This window comes from Aminobacter anthyllidis (genome assembly GCF_018555685.1).
Taxonomy (GTDB): Bacteria; Pseudomonadota; Alphaproteobacteria; order Rhizobiales; family Rhizobiaceae; genus Aminobacter; species Aminobacter anthyllidis.
In genome coordinates, this window is the sequence record NZ_JAFLWW010000003.1 from 158,487 (window position 1) to 181,050 (window position 22,564).

The following is a 22,564-nucleotide window of genomic DNA, read 5'->3' on the forward strand; positions in this document are numbered from 1 at the left end:
TTTCCGCAGCACTGCTGCAATTGTAACAAACGCGATTTACTCGGCCGGGAAATCACGCTTCTATCCGGCCCGTCGAAGTCGAAGCGGGGAGATCTGAGCATGAAGCAATGGAAAACCATCTTGGCGGCCGCAGCGCTGGCGCTGGCATCCAGCACAGCCGCGATGGCCGCCCGCACCGACCTTGTGCTTGGCATGCCGCTTGAGCCGCCGCATCTAGACCCGACTGCGGGTGCCGCCGCAGCCATCGACGAGGTTTTCTACGCCAACGTCTTCGAAGGCCTGACCCGCATCGGTTCGCGCGGCGAGGTGCTCCCCGATCTGGCCGAGAGCTGGACGATTTCCGACGACGGCAAGACCTACACCTTCAAGCTGCGCTCCGGCGTGAAGTTCCACGACGGCAGCGACTTTGACGCCTCCGACGTCAAGTTCTCGCTCGACCGCGCCCGTGGCGAAAACTCGGTCAATGCGCAGAAGGGCCTCTTCGCGCCGATCGACACCGTCGAGGTCGTCGATCCGACCACCGTCAAGGTGACGCTGAAGAACCCGCTCGGCTCATTCCTCTACAATCTCGGCTGGGGCGACGCGGTGATCGTTGCGCCGGAGAGCGCCGACACCAACAAGGAGAAGCCTGTCGGCACCGGCCCGTTCAAGTTCCAGAACTGGGCCAAGGGCTCGGCCATCACGCTGGTCAAGTCCGACGGCTACTGGGGCGATCCAGTGGCGCTCGACAAGGCCGAGTTCCGCATCATCCCCGATGCTGCGGCCGCGATCCCTGCCCTGCTTTCTGGCGACGTGCAGGCCCTGCCGAACTTCGCGCTCGGCGACGCGCTCGCCCAGGTCAAGGCCGACCCGCGTTTCAAGGTCGTCATTGGCACCACCGAAGGTGAAACGGTGCTGTCGACAAACAACAAGCGCCCCCCCTTCGACAATCTCAAGGTGCGCCAGGCAATCGCGCATGCGCTCGACCGCAAGGCGCTGATCGATGGTGCCACAGGCGGCCTCGGCACACCGATCGGCTCGCATTTCGCGCCACACAACCCGGCCTATGTCGACCTGACCGGCACCTATCCGCACGACATCGCCAAGGCCAAGGAACTGCTCAAGGAGGCAGGCCTCGCCGATGGCTTCAAGGCGACGCTCAAGCTGCCCCCGGTAGGCTATGCCCGCCAGGGCGGCGAGATCGTCGCTTCGCAGCTACGCGAGGTCGGCATTGACCTGCAGATCATCCCGGTCGAATGGGCCGACTGGCTCAAGCAGGTGTTCACCGACAAGGACTACGACCTGTCGATCGTCTCGCACACCGAGCCCAACGACATCGATATCTATGCCCGCAAGGACTACTACTTCAATTACGACAACCCGGCCTTCAACAAGGTCATCGACGAACTCAACCTGACCTCCGACGAGGCCAAGCGCACCGAGCTCTACAAGCAGGCGCAGAAGATTCTCGCCGACGATGCCGTCAACGGCTTCCTGTTTGAGCTGCCCAAGGTCGGCATCTGGGACGCCAAGGTCGAAGGCCTGTGGGAAAACTCGCCCATCCAGTCCAACGACCTCACCAAGGTGAAATGGGTCGATTGATGGCAAGGTGGCGCGGCCTTCGGGTTGCGCCACGCGTCGCCCCAGCGCGGCATGTTTGCCGCCGCTATTTCTGGGGGCATTGGAAGAGTTCTGTGAACTCAGCCGCTCCGCAACCTGCGCGAGCTTTCGGAGCGGCACTTTCTCGGGCAGTTTGCGCCTGATGACGATCTATTTGCTCAAACGCCTTTTGATCGGAATTGCGACCCTGGTCGTCGCCTCGCTCGTGGTTTTTCTGATGCTCGAGGTTGTGCCGGGCGACCCTGCGCGGCTGATGCTGGGCATGAATGCCAGCGATGCGCAGGTCGAACTGCTGCGCGAGCAGATGGGGCTCAACCAGCCGCTGATCCTGCGCTACCTCGACTGGGCCCGGGGCCTCCTGTCGCTCGATTTCGGCAGATCCTACACCTATTCGGTGCCGGTCATCGATCTGATCAAGGAACGGCTGGTCGTCTCCTTTCCGCTCGCCGTGATCGCCCTCACACTGTCGACGCTGATCGCCATTCCTGTCGGGCTGTTCGCCGCCGCGCGGCGCGGCAAGGCTGGGGACACCGCAGCCATGGCCGTGGCACAGGTCGGCGTCGCCATGCCCAACTTCTGGTTCGCGCTGCTGCTTGTCTATGTCTTCGCGGTGTGGTTGCGGCTGGTGCCCGCCGGCGGCTTTCCTGGCTGGAGCAACGGCGCCTGGCCAGCGCTCAAGGCGCTGATCCTGCCGGCTTTGGCCCTTGCCTTGCCGCAAGCCGCCATTCTCGCGCGCGTCACGCGTTCCGCCCTCATTGAAGTCCTCAACGAAGACTATATCCGTACCGCTCGCGCCAAGGGCATGCCGATGCGCGCGGTGCTGTGGCGGCACGCGCTGCGCAATGCCATGATCCCGGTGCTGACCATCATGGGGCTGCAGTTCGCCTTCCTGCTTGCCGGCACGATCATCATCGAAAACGTCTTCTACCTGCCAGGCCTCGGCCGATTGGTCTTCCAGGCGATCACCCAGCGCGACCTGATCGTCGTCGAAAGCGTGGTCATGCTGCTCGTCGCCGCCGTAGTCATCGTCAACCTGATCGTCGATCTCTCCTATGCCGTTGTCGACCCGCGCCTGAGGGCACGGCAATGACCGAGACCGCACCGCAGAGCGACGGAACCTTCGGCGATCTTGTCAGCCGGGCTCTTGGAAACCGCTCCTTCGTCATCGGCCTCGTCATCACCCTGGTCGTCGTTGCCATGGCGGCCGTCTCGTTCTTCTGGACCCCCTTCGACGTCACCAGGCTTGTCGTTGCCGACCGCATGCAGCCGCCCTCCGCCGAGCACTGGTTCGGTACCGACCATTTTGGCCGCGACGTGCTATCGATGATCATGATCGGTTCGCGCAATTCGATCGCCGTGGCACTTGTCGCCGTCGTCATCGGCATGGGCATCGGCGTGCCGCTCGGATGCTGGGCCGCGGCGCGCGGTGGCTGGGTCGACGAGGCGCTGATGCGCTTCAACGATCTCGTCTTCGCCTTCCCCGCCCTGTTGTCAGCGATCATGATCACGGCGGTTTTCGGCCCAAGCGCGATCAACGCCATCATCGCCATTGGCATCTTCAACATTCCGGTCTTTGCCCGCGTCGCGCGTGCCGGCGCACTGTCCATCTGGCCCCGCGAGTACATTCTTGCCGCGCGGGCCGCCGGCAAGAACAAGGCGCGCATCACCGTCGAGCACATCCTGCCCAACATCGCCAACCTGCTGCTGGTCCAAGGCACCATCCAGTTCGCGCTCGGCATCCTCGCCGAAGCCGCCCTCTCTTATGTCGGGCTCGGCACGCAGCCGCCGATGCCAAGTTGGGGCCGCATGCTGTTCGATGCGCAGACGCTGATGATGGTGTCGCCATGGCTGGCTCTGTTTCCCGGCTGCGCCATCCTGCTCACAGTCCTGGGCCTCAACCTGCTTGGCGACGGCATATCGGACATTTTCGATCCGCGCGCGAGGCGCCGGATATGAGCCTGCTCGAGATAGAAAAGCTGTCGCTGAAGATCGGCAGCGTGCCTATCCTCAAAGACATCGACCTGTCGATCGCGGCGGGCGAAGTAATGGGGCTTGTCGGTGAGTCCGGCTCAGGCAAGTCGATGACGGCCCTCGCCGTCATGCGGCTCACGCCTGCCTTGGCCAGGATGGAAGGGCGCATCGCCTTCGAAGGCATCGACATCATTGGCGCGACAGAGTCCCAAATGTGCGCGCTGCGTGGCGACGACATCGGCATGGTGTTCCAGGAGCCGATGACCGCGCTGAACCCGGTCAAGACCATCGGCGAACAAGTCGCCGAGGGCATCCGCTGGCACACCCGGGCCAGCCGCGCCGAGGCTGAAGAGCGCGCCAGGAAGATCCTCGATCGCGTCGGCCTGCCCGAGCAGAAATTCGCGCTGACGCGCTATCCGCACGAACTGTCCGGCGGCCAACGCCAGCGCGTGGCCATCGCGATCGCCTGCGCGCTCAAGCCCAAGTTGTTGATCGCCGACGAACCGACCACGGCCCTCGACGTGGTGCTGCAGGCCCAGATCCTTGATCTGCTCAAGGAACTGGTCAGCGAAAACAGGATGAGCCTGCTGTTCATCTCGCACGACCTTGCCGTCGTCACCGCAATGGCGGACCGGATCACCATCCTGCGCCAGGGCGCGGTTGTGGAGGCCGGCGACACCGCCCGCACGCTGTCGGAAGCGACCCATCCCTACACGCGCCAGCTCGCCCTTGCCTCGATGCACGTGCCGGCACGTGTGAAACCGCATGGCGAGGAAACGACCGAAAACCTGCTCGAAGTTGCAAACGTCACACGCGATTATCCAGGTCGCCGCAGGTCGCTGTTCTCCAGGCCAGAACCGGTCCGCGCGGTGGACAATGTCTCGCTCAAGATGAAGCCGGGCGCATCGGTGGCGCTTGTCGGCCGCTCCGGCTGCGGCAAGTCCACCCTCGCCCGCATGATCCTGGCACTCGACACGCCGACCTCTGGCGCAATCAGGTTTCGCGGCATTGATGTCACCAGCGGCAGCGAGACCGATCTCAGGCGCGCGCGCCGCAACATGCAGGTGGTGTTTCAGGATCCCTACGGATCGTTCGACCCCCGCCACACCGTCGAGCGGCTGGTTTCCGAGCCACTTCATCTTCTCGAGCGCAAGCCCAACCGCAAGGAGCGCCGCGATATGGTCGGCCGCGCCTTGCATGAAGTCGGCCTCAACCGTTCGGACATGGAGAAATACCCACACGAATTTTCCGGCGGCCAGCGCCAGCGCCTGTCGATCGCCCGCGCCATCATCACCCGTCCGAAGCTGGTCGTCGCCGACGAGCCGGTTTCGGCGCTCGACGTTTCGATCCGCGCGCAGATCCTCGACCTGTTCGCCGAGCTCAACCAGAAGCTCGGCGTCGCCTATCTCTTCATCACCCACGACCTGACCGTCGCCCGCGCGATCACCGACGACGTTCTGGTCATGCACGAAGGCAGGATTGTCGAGCGCGGCAAGACATCAGAGGTGCTCGACCACCCGCAGACTGAAGCGGCGCAAGCGCTCGTCTCTGCTGCGCCGGACCTGCACCGGGCAATTGCCCGGCGCCTGCAGGAACAGGGGTAAGCGCAGATTCGCGTAGCGAATTCCAGCGGCACGATGAAAGGCCAGCGAACGCCGGGACGATGCGAAGCATCGGGGACCCGGCCGGAAACGCTAAGAAAATCTATGTCGCCGGCTTGACCACATCGACAGGGCTGATGCCCAGCAGGTCCAGCGTGCGACGCAAAAGCTTGACCTCGTTTTCCGCAAGATGGGAGTCGGCCTTGGCGATATCGGCCATGTGACGCGCCAACTGCCTGCGCCGCTCGACGTCGAGATCGCGAAACATCGCTATGGCCTGCGAGCCGTTGGTTTCGTAGCCAAACTCGTTGAGATACTCGACGACGGCATCGATGCTGCCTTCGGCAATGCCGAAGGCTTCCGTGCAGATCCGGCGGAAGGCGGTCATTTCGCTCTCGCTGGCGACGCCGTCAGCCAGGATCATCCGGAACAGCAACAACAGCTCGGCCGAAAGCACCGGATCGTCGGCGACCTTGCGAACGCCGGGGTCGCCCTCGAACATGTTACGAATCTGGGCCAGCAATCCTGTCGCCATGCGAATCCCTTCCATCGAAGCAGCTTCTATTCCGATATAGAGCAATGCGCGACGAAAGACACTTGGCCCAATGGCTAAGCAGCGGCCGATCCGGAGGCCCTATTGCGCAAGCAGGCTTGCTGTGGTCGAAGGCCTCATCCCTCCCGCGCAACGGCGCCGATGTTCGACATAGCCACAGAAACCCTTCTGATCTTGATTGCAGCGGCGTTCATCGCCGGCTTCATCGATTCCATCGCCGGCGGTGGCGGACTGATCGCCATTCCGGCGTTGCTCCTTGCCGGCCTGCCGCCGCTTGAGGCGCTCGGCACCAACAAGCTGCAATCGTTGTTCGGCTCCGGGTCTGCCACCATCAGCTATGCAGCCAAGGGCCATGTCGACCTGCGCAAGCAATTGCCGTTCGCAGCCATTTCATTCGTCGGCGCGATGCTTGGCGCCATGCTGGCGACGGTCCTGCCCGGCGACATCCTGCGCATCTTTCTGCCGTTCCTGCTGATCACGATCGCGCTGTATTTCGCGTTCAAGCCCAACATGGATGACGTCGATCGCGTCGAACGCCTGCCGCCGCTGCTGTTCGGCCTGGCCGTCGTGCCGCTGATCGGCTTTTATGACGGGGTGTTCGGCCCGGGCGCCGGCTCGTTCTTCATGCTCGCCTTCGTCACTTTGGCCGGCTACGGCGTGCTCAAGGCCACAGCCCATACCAAACTGCTCAACTTCGCCTCCAATGTCGGCAGCTTCCTCGCCTTCGCCTTTGTCGGCGTTGTTGCCTGGAAGATCGGGCTGCTGATGGGCGTCGCCCAGTTTATCGGCGCCCGGCTCGGCGCCCATATGGCAATGCGCAACGGCGCCCGGCTGATCAAGCCGCTCCTGGTCTGCACCTGCGTGGCGCTCGCCATCCGCCTGCTCATCGACCCCACCAACCCGTTGCGGGTGATGATCGGCTTCTGACTGCATTTTGACCGTCAATCGCGGCGCTGGTAACGTTCAATTGCCTCAGCGGAGCCAGCACCATGGCAAGCGGCCACGTAACCACGGAGACATCGGCTGCACCTGTCCAGGCGCAGTTCGAATACGTGCGGCGCGGCCCGTCACCATTGCTCGCCGGAATCGTCACCGAATTGATCGGCTTTCGCGAGCTTGTCCCTGTTTACGTCAGGCAGACCGAGGTTGCTTCGCTTCATGTCCCGCTGGTCATCAGCTTCGGCGAACCCTTCGCCATCGGCTTGAGCCGGACGCCTGGGGACAATGACCGCTTCGCAAGTTTTGCCGCAGGCATTCATGCCGGGCCGGTGGTCATCGATTCCTTTGGGCAGTCTTGCTGCATCCAGGTCAATTTTACCCCTCTTGGCGCCCGCCGCTTCTTCGGCATGCCTATGAGCGAGCTTGCCGACCGCATGGTGCCATTCGACGAGTTGCTTGGCACCGCCGGCCACCGGCTTCGAGAACGGCTTGGCGATGAAACCGACTGGCACCAGCGCCTCGATCTTGCCGAAAGCTTCATCATCGAACGCCTGGCGAAAACTGCCCCAGCTTCGAGCGAAATTGGCTGGGCACTAGGAGAAATCATGGCGAGCGGTGGCCGCAGCCGCATGGCGACCCTCGCAAGCGAAATCGGCTGGAGCCGCAAACACCTGGCCGCGCGCTTCGCCGACCAGGTCGGTGTCGGGCCAAAGACCATTGCACGCATCGCCAGGTTCAATCGCGCCACCGGCCTTTCGAAGCAGCCCAACCGAGCAGGCTGGGCCGATCTTGCGGCGGAATGCGGTTATGCCGACCAGGCGCATCTTGTCCGCGAGTTCCGCGACCTTGCCGGCACGACGCCGACCGGTCTTGGCCACAGTTGAGCCGGTAACATTTGTTCAATACGGCCAGGCAGCATTTGGTCACTGTGGGCCCTCGTTCAACGCCACAAGGAGGCGCGAGATGCCCATATCAGAAGCTCCACGCATATTCCCGACACTGCGCTACAACAACGCCGCCAGCATGATCGACTGGCTTGGCGAAGCATTCGGCTTCACCATCCGCGCCAAATACATGGACGGCTCCGAAGTCGGCCATGCCGAACTGGCCCTGGGATCCTCGATGATCATGATCGGGTCATCGCGCGCCGATGCCTACGGTGCCATCGTCGGCCAACCCGGCCAGAACGGCGGCAAGTCACTCTACATCGCGGTCGACGACGCCGACGCGGCCTATATCAGCGCCAAAGCTGCAGGTGCAGTCATCGTCCAGGAACTCACCGATCGAGACTACGGCAGCCGCGAATTCATCTGCCGCGACCCCGAGGGCAATGTCTGGAGTGTCGGCACCTATTGGCCAAAGCCCGGCGAGCACGCCGCCTGACAGGCTCAGCGCGCCGCCGCAAAGATCGCGTCGCAGTCGAGATGACGTTCGAGATGGTCGGCGATTTCATCAAGGGCCCGTTCGACTTCGGCGCGATAGTCGATGCCGCCGCCCCTGATGCCAAGGCTTTCGAGGAAACGCCCACGAAAGCCGTCGGCGCCGAACAGGCCATGCAGATAGGTGCCGAAAACCTTGCCGTCGGCCGAAGTCGCGCCGTCGTCGACACCGTTGATGACGGCAGTTGGGCGGGTGCAGTCGGCACCCGTCGTCTTGCCGAGATGAATTTCATAGCCTGACAGTGCCTCGCCGTAGCGCACAGAGCGCGCCTCGACATTGCGCACGGTCTTTTCCGGCTCCATCACCGTCTCGACGTCGAGCAGGCCAAGGCCTTCGGCTTCCATGATACTGCCTTCAATTCCATGAGGGTCATGCACCACGCGCCCCAGCATCTGGTAGCCGCCGCAGATGCCGACGACATGGCCGCCGCGCCGGCGGTGTGCCTCGAGATCGCGGTGCCAGCCATTTTCACGGAACAGCATCAGGTCGCCGATAGTCGATTTAGACCCGGGGATGACCACCAGACCGGCATCTTCGGGCAGCCGCTGGCCGGGCGGCACGAACACCACCTCGACCTGCGGCTCGGCGCGCAGCGGATCGAGATCGTCGAAATTGGCGATGCGGCCGAGCATCGGCACCGCGACCTTGAGCGCCCGCTTCTCACCACCTGCCAGCCGTTCGAGAATCACCGAATCCTCGGACGGCAGGAGTGCCGCCGCCTTGAGCCAAGGCACGACGCCAAAGCAGTGCCAGCCGGTGAAACGCTCGATCGCGGTAATGCCCTCGTCGAACAGGCTGGCATCGCCGCGGAACTTGTTGATGAGATAGCCGACGATCATGCGCCGATCCTCTTCCGGCAGGATCAGGTGCGTGCCGGCAACCGAGGCGATGACCCCGCCGCGATCGATGTCGCCGACAAGGATCACCGGCACGTCGGCTCGGGTGGCGAAGCCCATATTGGCGATGTCGCGCGGGCGCAGGTTGATCTCGGCCGGCGAGCCAGCACCTTCGACGATGATCAGCTCGGCGCCCTCGCCCAGCTTTTCCCAGGAATCGAGCACCGCCCCCATCAGTTTGGGCTTCAGTTCCTGATAGTCGCGGGCCTTGGCGTGGCCGAAGACCTTGCCCTGCACCACGACCTGGCTGCCGATGTCGCTCTGCGGCTTGAGCAGCACCGGGTTCATGTGGATCGACGGCTTGACCCCGCAGGCTATCGCCTGCAGCCATTGCGCGCGGCCGATCTCGCCGCCGCCCGCTTCGCCGGGAATGTCGGCCACAGCGGCGTTGTTGGACATGTTCTGCGGCTTGAATGGCCGTACTTCCATCCCGCGATTGCGTGCCGCCCGGCACAGCCCGGCCACAAGCACCGTCTTGCCGACATCTGAGCCCGTGCCCTGGAGCATGATCGCTTTGGCCATGGTTCAGGCTCCCTTGGACAGGAGGCTGAAAGTGACGGATGCGCCTCTCAAAAATGTCGCCACAAGTACCCTCGCTATCGAAATACTGCACAGCCGCTTCGCGGCATTCGTCGGGTTGCGCGGCGGCATCATTGGTCTAGATTGAACTTCGCGCATAGCCAAAAAACGACAGGGAGGCCGACATGGACGCCGCAATAGATGCGACTGCCGGTCAATTCGAGCTCAACGAAGATCAGCTGGCCATCCGCGAAATGGCGGGCAGTTTCGCCGCCGAGAAGGTGGCGCCCTTTGCGCTTGAATGGGACAAGGCCAAGCACTTTCCCGAAGACGTCATCCGCGAGACCGGCCAGCTCGGCTTCGGCGGCCTGTATGTCAAGGAAGATGTCGGCGGATCCGCCCTCTCCCGCCTCGACGCAGTGCTGGTTTTTGAGCAGCTCGCGCATGCCTGCCCGGGCTTCTCGTCGTTCATCTCGATCCACAATATGGCCTCGTCGATGATCGACCGGTTCGGCAACGAGGAGCAACGCCAGCGTTTGCTGCCCAAGCTGACGTCGATGGAATGGCTCGCCAGCTATTGCTTGACCGAGCCGGGCTCGGGTTCGGACGCCGCAGCACTCAAGACGAAAGCAGTGCGCAGCGGCGGCAACGGCAGCGATTTCGTCGTCAACGGCACCAAGCAGTTCATTTCAGGCGCCGGCGACAGCGACGTCTATGTCGCCATGGTCCGCACCGGCGCCGACGGTCCGAAGGGCATTTCGACGCTGGTCATCCCCAAGGATGCACCCGGCCTGTCCTTCGGTGCCAATGAACACAAGATGGGCTGGCACATGCAGTCGACCCGACAGGTCATCTTCGACGACTGCAAAGTGCCGGCCGAAAACCTGCTTTCCAACGAAGGCGCGGGTTTCGGCATCGCCATGGCCGGTCTCGATGGCGGGCGGCTCAACATCGCCGCCTGCTCCGTCGGCGGCGCCCAGTCGGCGCTGGACAAGGCGCTCGCTTACACCGCCGAGCGCAAGGCCTTCGGCCAGACCATCGACCGCTTCCAGGCGCTGCAGTTCCGCCTCGCCGACATGGAAACCGAGCTCCAGGCTGCGCGCCTGTTCCTGTACGCCGCCGCTTCCAAGCTCGACCGCAAGGCGCATGACGCGTCGAAATGGTCGGCCATGGCCAAGCGTTTCGTCACCGACGCCGGCTTCGACATCGCCAACGACGCCCTGCAACTGCTCGGCGGCTACGGCTATCTGCACGACTACGGCATCGAGAAGCTGGTGCGTGACCTGCGCGTCCACCAGATCCTCGAAGGCACCAACGAGATCATGCGCGTCATCATCGCCAGGCATTTGATTGGAAAGTAGGTCGAGGGCAGTAGGGGAGTAAGGCAATGAGGCAGTAAACCGCATCCTTCACTCACCCTATTTGCCCTACTCCCCTACTGCCCTGTCCCCTTCCCACGGAGGAAACCACCCAATGACCACCATCGCCTTCATCGGCCTGGGCAACATGGGCAATCCCATGGCCGCCAATCTCGTCAAGGCCGGGCACACGGTCCTCGGCTTCGACCTCATGGCCGAGCATCTTGAGACGGCGCGCAACAACGGCGTCACGGTCATGGCCGACGCGGCCGCCGCGGCAAAGGACGCCGATGTGGTTATCACCATGCTGCCCGCCGGCAAGCATGTGCTTTCGGTCTATGAAGACATTGCGCCGAAGCTGAAGAAAGGCGCGCTGCTCATCGATTCCTCGACCATCGACGTCGATTCGGCGCGAAAGGCCCACGCCATCGCCGCCAAGCACGGTCTGCTTTCGGTCGACGCGCCTGTGTCGGGTGGAACCGGTGGGGCCGCCGCAGGCACGCTGACCTTCATGGCCGGTGGCGCGCAGGCAGCCTTCGATGTGGCCGAGCCCTTGTTGCAGCCGATGGCCGGCCGCATTGTCCATTGCGGCGACGCCGGTGCCGGCCAGGCCGCCAAGATCTGCAACAACATGATCCTCGGCATTTCGATGATCGGCGTTGCCGAAGCCTTCGTGCTCGCCGAAAAGCTCGGCCTGTCGCACCAGGCCCTGTTCGACGTCGCCTCGACCTCTTCGGGCCAGTGCTGGTCGCTGACGTCCTATTGCCCGGTACCCGGCCCGGTGCCCAATTCGCCGGCCAACCGCGACTACCAGCCAGGCTTTGCCGCAGCCCTGATGCTGAAGGACCTCAAGCTGTCGCAGGAAGCGGCGCAGCAGGCAGGCGCGGTTACCCCGCTCGGCGCCGAGGCAACCCAGCTCTATGCGCTCTATTCGGCCCTCGGCAACGGCGGCACGGACTTCTCCGGAATCATCAAGTTCCTGCGCGGCGAGACAGCCTGATTAATCCAAAAAAGTTCAAAATTTAGGTTTGCTTAAGCTCTCGATAACCGCGCGGTAACGATGTCCAGCTAAAACGGTTTGCAAGGGCGGTCATTCGCAGTCGCCCCGGGCTCCGGATCAGGTCTCGCGTACCGGAGCTGTAAACCTTCGCTGGTCAAGCGTTGCGAAGGGCCATGCGTTCAAGTGGCAAAGCCGCGTTCCCGTCCGGGACGCGGTTTTTGCGTTACATCCCCCTCACGACCCGGATTTGGTCGCCAACCGACGAAAGTTGGCTCGCACGCGCTTGCTGGCCGGCCGCATTGCTGCCGCGACCGACTTCTGCGCGGCAACGCCGTTCAGCACCGAAGGCGTACGCCCCGACAGAACTTCCGGCCAGAACTGCATCGCCGACTGGAAATATGACATCTGTGCCGCCACCATGCCCTCGGCGATGGCAGTGGTCTTTTCGGTCACCGCCGCCAGGCTTTCGCCGCGCAACGGTCCGCCATTACGCGCTTCGGTCGCCATCATCGGCAACCGCATCGCCATGACCATCGGCGCCAGCATCAAATTGCCGGCAATGGCGCTGGATTGGCGCGAGGCCCTTGCCAATCGTCTGTTTTTCATGCGGCGCACTCCGGCAACTTGGCCTACCCGCATATGCGGGTGAGCTCATTGTGCAGTGCACAATATATGCCTTCGCACTGTCATGAACAACCCGATACGTCTCAGCCTGTCGGCTCGAACTGCACATCGACCGGCGGGCGCAGGCCGTTGACAAGGCGATTCGTCTCGTTGGCCGGGCAGGAGTGCCCTGCCCGGCGGTTTGCATCAGGCTTTCCTCAGATCGGCTTCGGCAAGGTCGAGCGCCTTCAGGATGCGGTCGCCTGCCATGTCGATCGTGGCGCGCGTCCAGATCAGCGGCGGCGACAGGATCATCGAGTCGCCCGTCGCCCGCATCATCATGCCGTTGGCGATGGCGTGGTCGCGCACAACAACCGCGGCACTGCCTCCCGGCGAGAAGCGCTCCTTGGTCGCCTTGTCCTTGACGATCTCAATGGCGCCCATCAGGCCAACCGAACGCACCTCGCCGACCAGGCCATGGCCAGCAATGCGTTCCTTCAGCATCTGGGCGAAATACGGACCGGTGTCGGTCTTCACCCGCTCAACCAATCCCTCTCGTTCAATGATCTCGAGGTTCTTGAGCGCCACGGCACAGGCGACCGGGTGACCGGAATAGGTGTAGCCGTGGTAGAATTCGCCGCCCTTTTCGACGAGCGTCGCAGCGATACGGTCGCCGACCAGAAGAGCGGACAGCGGCTGATAGCCCGATGTCAACGCCTTGGCGGTGGTGATCGTGTCGGCTTCGATGCCAAAAGTCTGCGCCGCGAACCACTCGCCGGTGCGGCCATAACCGGTGATGACCTCGTCGAGCATCAGCAGCACGTCATACTTGCGGCAAATGCGCTGGATCTCCGGCCAGTAGCTCGCCGGCGGAATCTTGACGCCGCCCGCCCCCATGATCGGCTCGCCGATAAAGGCCGCGACATTTTCGGCACCCGCCTCGAGGATCGCGTCCTCGACGGCCTTGGCGGCGCGCAGGCCGAAATCGTGATCGCTTTCGCCGGGCAGCGCCAGTTCATAGGCGTAGGGCATCATCACATGGACGATGTTGGGCACCGCGCCGCCGAGCTGGTGGTGCATGCCATCCATGCCGCCAAGCGAGGTGCCGGCGACGGTCGAGCCGTGATAGGCCATCTTGCGCGAGATGATGCGGTTCTTCTCGGGCTTGCCCTCGAGCGCCCAGTAGTGGCGCACCAGGCGCAGCGCCGTGTCGTTGGATTCCGAGCCGGAGGAGCCATAAAACACCTGGTTGATGTTCTTCGGCGCCAGTTCCGCAAGCTTCTTCGACAGCAGCACCGGCGTCGGCGTCGAGCATTTGAAGAAGGAGTTGTAGTAGGGCATTTCCTTCATCTGGGCATAGGCCGCTTCGGCCAGCTCGTCGCGGCCATAGCCGACATTGACGCACCACAGGCCAGCCATGCCGTCGAGCAGTTCCGTGCCTTCCGAATCGTAGATGAACGGGCCCTCGGCTCGGGTGATCATGCGCGAGCCGATTTCGCGCAGTTCCTTGTGATCGGTGAACGGGTGGAGATGGTGCGCGGCATCGATCTGCTGAAGCTGCTTCAGCGAATAGTTCTGATAAGTCATTGGCTTGTGCCTTTCTCTTGAATCAATCCGGCAAGCGCCGGGGCGGATTCGAGGTCAGGCGGGCGGTGAATAGCCGATGCGCGCGCACAGCCGCAGAAGCTCTGTATGGCGCGTCCGCGGGGACGGCGTCGAAACGGCGCTTGGTAGCGGGATATGAGCAACAAATGCGCACATGGGGCGCACTCTAACCTGGCGTCTTGCCAATCCACAAGCGCTCGAAATTTCCTCTTTAAGGTAGGCCGCTGGAATAGAGGGGCCGCCGAAAGCGTTGGCTGCATGTCTGGCCGAAATTTCTTGGCCAAGCCCAGGAGCGATTATCATGAAAACCATTCTGTCCGCATTTGCCATCCTGCTCGCAAGCTCAGCCCTTTCCTTCGCCGCGGAACCGGCCAAAGTCATGGAAGGCGCCGGCGGCAAGATGTACACCGACGCTAACGGCATGACGCTCTACACATTTGACAAGGACGCGGCCGGCAAGTCTGCCTGCAACGGCGACTGCGCAGCCAAGTGGCCACCTCTGATGGCTGCTGCAGATGCCAAGGACGAAGGCGACTGGACCATAGTCACCCGCGATGACGGCTCCAAGATGTGGGCCTATGAGGGCAAGCCTCTTTACACATATGTCGAGGACAAGAAGGCCGGCGACGTGACCGGCGAAGGTAAGGGCGGCGTCTGGCACGTAGCCAAGGCCGACTGACCTTTTCCCCTGCGCGACAGTTCCGTCCGGGCCTGTCGCGCAGCTTCCGCCCGATTTTTAGCTGGTACTCCGCCGCCGTGACGCCGCGCGATAGAGGGCAAAGGCGAGCAGCATGATGTTGAGGCTCGCCAGCACGGCTGGCAGCCCGATCGGTCCGAACGCCTGCATCACCATGCCGGAACTTGGCGGGCCGACGATACCGCCAAAGCCCCACATCAACGCGAACGCTGCGTTACCGGCGACGAGCAGACTGCCGTTGAAACGATTGCCAAGCTCGACCAGCGCCATGGTGTAGACACCGTAGCCGACCGCCCCCATTATGACGAGGACCGGCCAGATCAGCGACGTCTCGATCAGGATCGGCAACAGCACTGCGCAGGTGGCGGTTGCTGCTGCGCAAAACAGGATCATGGTGCGGCCACCCACGCGCTCCGCCATCAGGCCGAGCGGAATCTGCAGCAGGATGTTGCCCATCGACAGTGCCGTCAGCATTGCGGCCAGCACCGCCTCAGGCAGGCCATGGCCCGCGCCGAAAACCGGCAGCAGCGAATAGGTGCTCTGCTGGTTGGCTGCCGACACCAGAACGGCAAACAACAGCGCCGGCGCAAGTGCTGCAAAGCCCAGAACGCCGCCCTTCGACTGACCGTCATCCTCGAAGCCGGACAGATCGGACAAGATGCGCAGGACGGTGGCACAGGCGAGGAAGCCGACGATCGCGATGACGAATGGCGTCCAGCCTGCCGTGCCGACGAAGGTCAGCACCAGCGGCCCGCTGGCATACCCCACCCCCATCAGCGTGTTGAACACGCCCATGACACGGCCGCGTCGCGACGGCGGCGCCATCGACAGCGCCCACACCTCGCCCAGGATGTAGAGCGGGTTGATGACCACGCCGATCATGAAGCGCACGACAAACCAGGCAAACCAGTCCTGAAGGTAGCCGATAAGCAGGAAACAGGCTGCTGCAGCGAGCGAGCAGCCGACCGCAAGGTTTCGCGCCCCAACGAGACGCACGGCCGCTGGCACGAAGGCTGCTGACGCGATCAGCCCCAGCGGCATCATCGCAGCCGACAGGCCGATCATCGCCGGCGACATGCCCTGCTTCTGCATCAGCAGTGAGAACAGCGGGTAGCTCAGCCCCTGCGCTGCGCCAAACATCGCAAGTGCTGCGGTAACGCCGACAAGAGGAGCCCATCTGAGCGGCGGCTCGTCAGCTACGGAAGCGGAAGAAATCAAAGTTGGTCACCACGAGAATCGAATGACGGCGATCCTACAGACGAAGCGCCACGTGCCGGATGCCTCACCACGACGGAGAACGTCGGTCCAGTCCTAACTGCACAGCCCCGGGCCTAACTGCCCGGGCCTAACTGCAATGTCGTTTCCCTCGCGCTACTTGTCGCCGCCTCCGCAATGAGCCGCACCGCCCCGGTCCATTATGCCCGCGACACTGAAGCTTGCCGTGAGGATTCCATGACCGTGGCCCTGCAAACAGCCGAACAGGCCCCTGCCTCCGATCGCGCTCGCCGCGGCGGCCGTGCCGGCAAGCGCGCCGGCGGGTCAGCCGCATTTGAGCAACCGCCCTTCCGCCAGCTCAAGATACCTTTCACACCGACCAAGCTGATCTCCGACGACCAGCTGGAATCGATCCACCTTGCATCGCTGCGGGTACTGAAGGAGATCGGCGTGGACGTGCTGCATGACGAAGCGCGCCGCATCATGAAGGCGCACGGCGCCGACGTGCGTGACGGTTCGGAACGCGTACGCTTCGATTCAGACATGATCCTGGAATTGATCTCGCATGCACCGGCCGAATTCACGCTGCATGCCCGCAATCCGGACCACAACGTGCGTTTCGGTGGCAACAACCTCGTCATCTCACAGATGGCGTCGGCACCCAACTGCTCCGATCTCGATCGGGGACGGCGGCCGGGCAACCAGGCCGACTACCGCAATTTCCTCAAGCTCGCCCAGATGCACAACATCCTGAACACAACTGGCGGCTATCCGGTCGAGCCGGTGGACATCCACCCTTCGGTGCGCCACCTCGAATGTATCCGTGACCTCGCGACGCTGACCGACAAGGTGTTTCACATCTATTCGCTCGGCAAGGAGCGCAATGTCGACGGCATCGAGATCGCCCGAATCGCCCGCGGCATTTCCCGCGAGCAGATGATCGCCGAACCCTCGGTCTATACCATCATCAACACCAATTCGCCGCTCAAGCTCGACGTGCCGATGATGGAAGGCATCATTCAGATGTCGTCGATGGGCCAGGTGGTGATCGTCACCCCCTTCACCCTGTCGGGTGCCATGGCCCCCGTCACCATTGCCGGCGCGCTGGTGCAGCAGAATGCCGAAGCGCTGTCGGGTCTTGCCTTCACCCAGATGGTCCGCAAGGGAGCACCTGTCGGTTATGGCGGCTTCACCTCCAACGTCGACATGAAATCGGGCGCCCCGGCCTTCGGCACGCCTGAATATATGAAGGCCCAGCTTGTCGGCGGCCAGCTCGCCCGCCGCTACAACATCCCCTACCGCACCTCCAATGTCTGCGCCGCCAACGCGGTCGACGCCCAGGCGGCCTATGAAAGCGTCTTCTCCTTGTGGGGCGCGATCCAGGGCGGCGCCAATTTCATTCTCCACGGTGCCGGCTGGCTCGAAGGTGGTTTGCGCTGCTCGTACGAGAAGATGATCCTCGACATCGACCTTTTGCAGATGGTGGCCGAGTTCCTGACCCCGCTCGACATGTCGGAAGAGGCGCTCGCCATCGACGCCATCCGCGACGTCGGCCCCGGCGGCCATTTCTTCGGCACCCAGCACACCCAGGATCGCTACAAGAACGCGTTTTACTCGCCTGTTATCTCCGACTGGCGCAATTTCGAGACCTGGGCCGAGGCCGGCAGCCCAACAGCCGTAGAAAAAGCAAACCGCGTCTGGAAGGAGCGCCTCGCCTCCTATGAGGAGCCGTGGATGGACCCGGCCATTCGCGAGGAACTCAACGCCTTCGTCGACAAGCGCAAGGCCGAAGGCGGCGCGCCGACCGATTTCTGAGGACGGTTCCCATGCAACGACGAGAGATCAACGCCCAAGACGCTCCGTTACCCGCCGGCGGTTACGCTCAGGCGATCGAAGTGACGAACAATTCGCGCACGCTTTACATCAGCGGCCAGATTCCGGTCGCCAAGGATGGTTCGGTTCCCGACGATTTCGACAGCCAGTGCTGGCTCGCCTGGCGCAATGTCGAGGCACAGCTGCATGCCGCCGGCATGACCCTCGACAATCTGGTCAAGGTCACGATCTTCCTTTCCAGCCGCGCATATGCCCTCGACAACCGCCGCATCCGCGCGGAAGTGCTCGGCGGCAGAAAGATCGCGATGTCGGTGATCATCGCCGGAATTTTCGACGAAGCCTGGCTACTGGAAATCGAAGGCGTGGCGACCGCCTGAGCCATCAACTCCCAGATTCATTTTACGCACAACTGGACATAACCTGATGAAATCCCATGTGAAAGCAGTTGTCATCGGTGGTGGCGTGGTTGGCTGCTCGGTGCTCTATCACCTCGCCCGCGCCGGCTGGACCGACGTCATGCTGATCGAACGCTCGGAGCTGACCTCCGGCTCGTCATGGCACGCCGCCGGCGGCTTCCACACGCTCAACGGCGATCCGAACGTCGCCAAGCTGCAAGCCTACACCGTCCAGCTCTACAAGGAGCTAGAGGAGATCTCCGGCCAGTCCTGCTCGCTGCACCTGACCGGTGGCGTCATGCTTGCTGACAGCCCAGAGCGCATGGACTTCCTGCGCCTCGCCCATGCCAAGGGCCGCTATCTCGGCATGGACACCGAACTCATCACGCCGTCAGAAGCCAAGAAGATGTTCCCGCTGATGGACGAAAAGCATTTCGTCGGCGCCATGTGGGACCCGGTCGAAGGCCATCTCGACCCGTCGGGCACGACCCATGCCTACGCCAAGGCGGCGAAGAAGCTCGGCGCCGAGATCGTGCTGCGCAACCCCGTGAAGGAGTTGACGCAGGATCCTGACGGCATCTGGAATGTTGTCACCGAGCAGGGAACCGTCAGGGCCGAGCACGTCGTCAACTGCGGCGGCCTGTGGGCGCGCGAGGTCGGCCGCATGGTCGGCGTCGAGCTGCCGGTGCTGGCCATGGAGCATATGTATCTGCTCACCGAGCCGATGCCCGAGGTCGAGGCCTTCAACAAGGAAACCGGCCGCGAAATGATCGGCGTTCTCGACTTCAAGGGCGAGATTTACACACGCCAGGAGCGCAACGGCATCCTGCTCGGCACCTATGAGAAGGCCTGCAAGCCGTGGTCGCCGGTCAACACGCCATGGGACTTCGGCCACGAACTGCTCGCCCCCGACCTCGACCGCATCGCCCCTTCGCTGGAGATCGGCTTCCAGCATTTCCCCGGCATTGCCAATGCTGGCATCAAGCAGGTCATCAACGGCCCCTTCACCTTCGCGCCCGACGGTAATCCGCTGGTCGGCCCGGTCCAGGGCCTGACCAATTTCTGGGTCGCGTGCGGCGTCATGGCCGGCTTCAGCCAGGGTGGCGGTGTCGGCCTTGCGCTGTCCAACTGGATGGTCGATGGCGACCCGGGCTTCGACGTCTGGGGCATGGATGTCGCGCGCTGGGGTGAATGGGCATCGCTGCGCTACACCAATGCCAAGGTGCGCGAGAATTATTCGCGCCGCTTCTCGATCCGTTTCCCCAATGAAGAGCTCCCCGCCGCCAGGCCGGCCCAGACCACGCCGCTCTACGACACCATGGTCGCCAACAACGCCGTCATGGGCGACAGCTGGGGCCTGGAAACGCCGCTATGGTTCGCACCTCAAGGCACTGAGCCGAAGGACATCGTCTCCTTCCACCGCTCCAACGATTTCGAGCATATCGGCAATGAGGTTCGCGCCACCCGTGAGCGCGTTGGCGTGACCGAGATCGCCAACTTCGCCAAATACGAGGTCTCGGGTCCGGCATCGGAGGATTTCCTCAACCGGCTGATGACCAACCGCATGCCGAAGAAGGGCCGCATCGTGCTGACGCCGATGCTCAACGAGTTCGGCCGGCTGATCGGCGACTTCACGATTGCCAAGACCGGCGACGACAAGTTCATGATCTGGGGCTCGTCGGCAGCGCAGAAATACCACATGCGCTGGTTCGAAAAGCACCTGCCCAAGGACGGGTCGGTGCGCATCCACCGCTTCGACCAGACGCTCGTCGGCCTGTCCATAGCTGGCCCGAAGTCGCAGGCGCTGCTGGCCAAGCTTGTCGACGTCGATGTGTCGAGCAAGGCCTTTCGCTTCATGGACTTCCGCGAGATGGCCGTCGGCGGCGCGCCATGCATGGTCAACCGCATCACCTATACCGGCGACCTCGGCTACGAGATCTGGATGGCGCCAACCTACCAGCGCCTCGTCTACAAGGCGATCAAGGACGCCGGCGAGGAGTTCGGCATCGTCGATTTCGGCATGCGCGCGCTGCTTTCGATGCGCCTCGAAAAGAACTTCCCGACCTGGTTCCGCGAGTTGCGACCGATCTATGGGCCGTTCGAGGGATCGATGGAACGCTTCATCAAGCTCGAGAAGAACGACTTCATCGGCCGCGAGGCAGCCGCCAAGGAGCACGCCGAGGGGCCGAAGCTGCGTCGTGTCTCCTTCTATGTCGATGCGCAGGACGCCGACGTGATGGGCGACGAGCCGATCTGGGCCAAGATCGGCGCCAAGGATTTCGGCACAATCGAAAAGCCGCATGGCTATGGTGCGCCGCGCTTTGACGAAACCGGCAAGGAAGTGCGCGGCTCGGACGCCGCAACTGGCGCCTCCGCCGTGCGCGGCATCGTCGACGGCGACTGGCGCGTGGTCGGCTGGGTGACGTCGGGCGGCTATGCCCACTATGTCGAGAAATCGATGGCGCAGGGTTACGTGCCGGCAGCGCTCGCTGAAAACGAGGCGGAAGGCCTGTTCGAGATCGAGATCCTCGGCCACCGCCGCCCCGCCCGCATCAATGTCGAGCCGCCTTTCGATCCGTCAGGCGACAAGATGCGGGGGTAACCTCACGCAGGGATCGGGAACGCAAATGCTCTACGTTGCCCCCCTCTGTCCTGCCGGACATCTCCCCCACAAGGGGGGAGATTGGCTGTCATGCTCGCCTCACCCCTTCTCGACCGCCTCAGGAATCGCGCATAGGTCGCAACTGCTGATCTCCCCCCTTGTGGGGGAGATGTCCGGTAGGAAGGAACGACGCCTTCAACCATCAAAGGGGTGTCGCTGATGGAAACCCCCGCAAAAGGCAATTTCGGCCGCCACCGCAAGATCATGCCGTTCGAGCCTGGCTCGGCGGAGGACCTGCGCGAGCGAGCCCGCACCAAGGCGGCAGCACTAAACCAGCACGTTCTGGGTTATGGAGCACAGGCCGAAGCCGAATGGGCGGCGGCCGGCATCGCGGCACCCGACATGCCGGCCCTGCGCAAGTACCGGCTGGAGCGCATCCGCACCGAGCTCGCGCGGCGCGGTTATGCCGGCGCCCTGCTCTACGATCCCGTCAACATTCGCTACGCCACCGATTCGACCAACATGCAGCTGTGGGTGGCGCACAACCCGACCCGTCACTGTTTCGTCGCCACCGACGGCCCGGTGGTGCTGTTCGACTACTTCTCCTGCGAGCACCTGTCCGATCATTCCGGCGTCGTCGACGAGGTTCGCCCGGCAGTGTCGTGGATGTATCTCTACAGCGGCGAAATGACGGAGATGAAGGTCGAGCGCTGGGCGCAAGGCATCGCCGATGTCCTTGGCGAGCACGGCGGCGGCGTCAGGCGCATTGCCGTCGACCATCTCGACCATAACGGCGTCGACGCGCTGGCACGGCTTGGCATTTCGGTCGGCAATGGCGAGGCGGTGATGGAAAACGCCCGGCTGATCAAGTCGCCTGACGAAATCCTCTGCATGCGCCGTTCGATCGTCGCCTGCGAGGTGGCGATGAGCGAGATGGAGGCAGCACTCCGGCCGGGCATCTCCGAGAACGAGCTCTGGGCCGAACTGCATCGCGGCAACATCGCCCGCGGCGGCGAATGGATCGAAACCCGGCTCCTGGCATCGGGACCGCGCACCAATCCCTGGTTCCAGGAGTGCTCGTCGCGCGTGGTCGAGGCAGGCGATCTCGTCGCCTTCGACACCGATCTCATCGGGCCCTACGGATTTTGCGCCGACCTGTCGCGGACCTGGCTGTGCGGCGACGGCGAGCCCAAGAGCGAACAGCGCGACCTCTACAGGATTGCCGCCGAACAGATCGCCCACAATACGGCGCTGCTCAGGCCCGGCCTCGGTTTCCGCGAACTGGTGGAACGCGCGGCCGCGCCCCCGCCCGACTGCTTCCCGGCGCGTTATGGCGTGCTGTTCCACGGCGTGGGCCTGGCCGACGAATATCCCACCCTGCCCCACGCCTCCGACTGGACGGCCGATACGCCGGACGGCGTGCTCGAGCCCGGCATGGTGGTCTGCGTCGAGAGCTACATCGGCCGCCTCGGTGGGCATGAGGGCGTCAAGATCGAGGAGCAGATCCTGATCACTGAAAGCGGCAACGAGCAGCTCTCAAACTATCCGCTCGACAAGCGCCTGCTCGGCTAGGCGCCCAAAGCCCCGGCTTCCTGTTCGAGATATTCCAGCGACCAAGAACAGTTGATCGGCAGCCGAAATCGCTCGCCGGCGACTTTACTGCGATGGCGCAAGATCACTGGGCTGCCGGATTTGATGTGGACAGGAGCGGTGGCGAGTGGCTTCCGCGGCAAGCTGC

19 protein-coding genes are annotated in these 22,564 nt (G+C 63.3%); 14 read left to right on the forward strand and 5 right to left on the reverse strand.

Features of this window, described 5'->3' with window-relative positions; genetic code table 11:
* Positions 1–99: 99 nt before the first annotated feature.
* From J1C56_RS10385 to J1C56_RS10400, 4 genes are all read left to right on the forward strand, one after another.
* The gene (locus tag J1C56_RS10385) at positions 100–1,581 is read left to right on the forward strand and encodes an ABC transporter substrate-binding protein (RefSeq protein ID WP_214388692.1); all 1,482 of its coding nucleotides are present in this window, start codon (positions 100–102) and stop codon (positions 1,579–1,581) included.
* Between the two features lie 160 nt (positions 1,582–1,741).
* Positions 1,742–2,689 carry an ABC transporter permease gene (locus tag J1C56_RS10390; RefSeq protein ID WP_214388694.1) on the forward strand — a complete coding sequence of 316 codons (948 nt, stop codon included), beginning with the start codon at positions 1,742–1,744 and terminating at the stop codon, positions 2,687–2,689.
* Positions 2,686–3,555: an ABC transporter permease gene (locus J1C56_RS10395; RefSeq protein WP_214388696.1), complete on the forward strand. Its 870-nt coding sequence runs from the start codon at positions 2,686–2,688 to the stop codon at positions 3,553–3,555. The genes J1C56_RS10390 and J1C56_RS10395 overlap by 4 nt, the downstream gene beginning before the upstream one ends.
* Positions 3,552–5,174, forward strand: a complete 1,623-nt coding sequence (locus J1C56_RS10400) for an ABC transporter ATP-binding protein (RefSeq protein ID WP_214388698.1) — start codon at positions 3,552–3,554, stop codon at positions 5,172–5,174. Before J1C56_RS10395 ends, J1C56_RS10400 begins: the two co-directional genes overlap by 4 nt.
* Before the next feature lie 100 nt (positions 5,175–5,274).
* On the opposite strand, the gene J1C56_RS10405 is transcribed toward J1C56_RS10400, so the two are convergent.
* Positions 5,275–5,706 (reverse strand): tellurite resistance TerB family protein, encoded by a 432-nt coding sequence (locus J1C56_RS10405; RefSeq protein WP_214388700.1) that lies wholly within the window; start codon positions 5,704–5,706, stop codon positions 5,275–5,277.
* A 159-nt stretch (positions 5,707–5,865) separates the two neighbouring features.
* Between J1C56_RS10405 and J1C56_RS10410 the strand changes: the two genes are divergently transcribed.
* From J1C56_RS10410 to J1C56_RS10420, 3 genes are all read left to right on the forward strand, one after another.
* Complete coding sequence (locus J1C56_RS10410) at positions 5,866–6,651, forward strand: TSUP family transporter (protein WP_214388702.1); 786 nt, start codon at positions 5,866–5,868, stop codon at positions 6,649–6,651.
* A gap of 62 nt (positions 6,652–6,713) precedes the next feature.
* Positions 6,714–7,547, forward strand: coding sequence for a helix-turn-helix domain-containing protein (locus J1C56_RS10415; RefSeq protein WP_214388705.1), 834 nt, complete (start codon positions 6,714–6,716; stop codon positions 7,545–7,547).
* Positions 7,548–7,626: 79 nt separating this feature from the next.
* Positions 7,627–8,046 (forward strand): VOC family protein, encoded by a 420-nt coding sequence (locus tag J1C56_RS10420; RefSeq protein ID WP_214388707.1) that lies wholly within the window; start codon positions 7,627–7,629, stop codon positions 8,044–8,046.
* A gap of 5 nt (positions 8,047–8,051) precedes the next feature.
* On the opposite strand, the gene J1C56_RS10425 is transcribed toward J1C56_RS10420, so the two are convergent.
* Positions 8,052–9,521 carry a cobyric acid synthase gene (locus J1C56_RS10425; RefSeq protein WP_214388709.1) on the reverse strand — a complete coding sequence of 490 codons (1,470 nt, stop codon included), beginning with the start codon at positions 9,519–9,521 and terminating at the stop codon, positions 8,052–8,054.
* Positions 9,522–9,703: 182 nt separating this feature from the next.
* Between J1C56_RS10425 and J1C56_RS10430 the strand changes: the two genes are divergently transcribed.
* Together J1C56_RS10430 and mmsB are read left to right on the forward strand one after the other, a co-directional pair.
* Positions 9,704–10,879, forward strand: coding sequence for an isobutyryl-CoA dehydrogenase (locus J1C56_RS10430; protein ID WP_214388711.1), 1,176 nt, complete (start codon positions 9,704–9,706; stop codon positions 10,877–10,879).
* 112 nt (positions 10,880–10,991) lie between these two features.
* Positions 10,992–11,876 carry a 3-hydroxyisobutyrate dehydrogenase gene (gene mmsB, locus J1C56_RS10435; protein ID WP_214388713.1) on the forward strand — a complete coding sequence of 295 codons (885 nt, stop codon included), beginning with the start codon at positions 10,992–10,994 and terminating at the stop codon, positions 11,874–11,876.
* 234 nt (positions 11,877–12,110) lie between these two features.
* On the opposite strand, the gene J1C56_RS10440 is transcribed toward mmsB, so the two are convergent.
* Together J1C56_RS10440 and J1C56_RS10445 are read right to left on the reverse strand one after the other, a co-directional pair.
* Complete coding sequence (locus J1C56_RS10440) at positions 12,111–12,482, reverse strand: hypothetical protein (RefSeq protein WP_214388715.1); 372 nt, start codon at positions 12,480–12,482, stop codon at positions 12,111–12,113.
* A gap of 204 nt (positions 12,483–12,686) precedes the next feature.
* Positions 12,687–14,066 (reverse strand): aspartate aminotransferase family protein, encoded by a 1,380-nt coding sequence (locus J1C56_RS10445; protein ID WP_214388717.1) that lies wholly within the window; start codon positions 14,064–14,066, stop codon positions 12,687–12,689.
* A gap of 319 nt (positions 14,067–14,385) precedes the next feature.
* On the opposite strand from J1C56_RS10445, the gene J1C56_RS10450 reads away from it, so the two are divergent.
* Positions 14,386–14,763 (forward strand): COG4315 family predicted lipoprotein, encoded by a 378-nt coding sequence (locus tag J1C56_RS10450; RefSeq protein WP_214388719.1) that lies wholly within the window; start codon positions 14,386–14,388, stop codon positions 14,761–14,763.
* 57 nt (positions 14,764–14,820) lie between these two features.
* Here the strand turns inward: J1C56_RS10450 and J1C56_RS10455 are convergent, their stop codons facing one another.
* Positions 14,821–15,921, reverse strand: coding sequence for an MFS transporter (locus J1C56_RS10455; RefSeq protein ID WP_246591302.1), 1,101 nt, complete (start codon positions 15,919–15,921; stop codon positions 14,821–14,823).
* Positions 15,922–16,233: 312 nt separating this feature from the next.
* On the opposite strand from J1C56_RS10455, the gene J1C56_RS10460 reads away from it, so the two are divergent.
* From J1C56_RS10460 to J1C56_RS10475, 4 genes are all read left to right on the forward strand, one after another.
* Complete coding sequence (locus J1C56_RS10460; protein WP_214388729.1) at positions 16,234–17,811, forward strand: trimethylamine methyltransferase family protein; 1,578 nt, start codon at positions 16,234–16,236, stop codon at positions 17,809–17,811.
* 11 nt (positions 17,812–17,822) lie between these two features.
* On the forward strand, positions 17,823–18,206 hold the full coding sequence (locus tag J1C56_RS10465; RefSeq protein WP_214388730.1) for a RidA family protein: 384 nt from the start codon (positions 17,823–17,825) through the stop codon (positions 18,204–18,206).
* A gap of 46 nt (positions 18,207–18,252) precedes the next feature.
* Positions 18,253–20,826, forward strand: coding sequence for a GcvT family protein (locus J1C56_RS10470; protein ID WP_214388732.1), 2,574 nt, complete (start codon positions 18,253–18,255; stop codon positions 20,824–20,826).
* Positions 20,827–21,045: 219 nt separating this feature from the next.
* Entirely contained in the window at positions 21,046–22,398 is a 1,353-nt protein-coding gene (locus J1C56_RS10475; protein WP_214388734.1) for a M24 family metallopeptidase, read from the forward strand.
* Positions 22,399–22,564 lie beyond the last annotated feature (166 nt).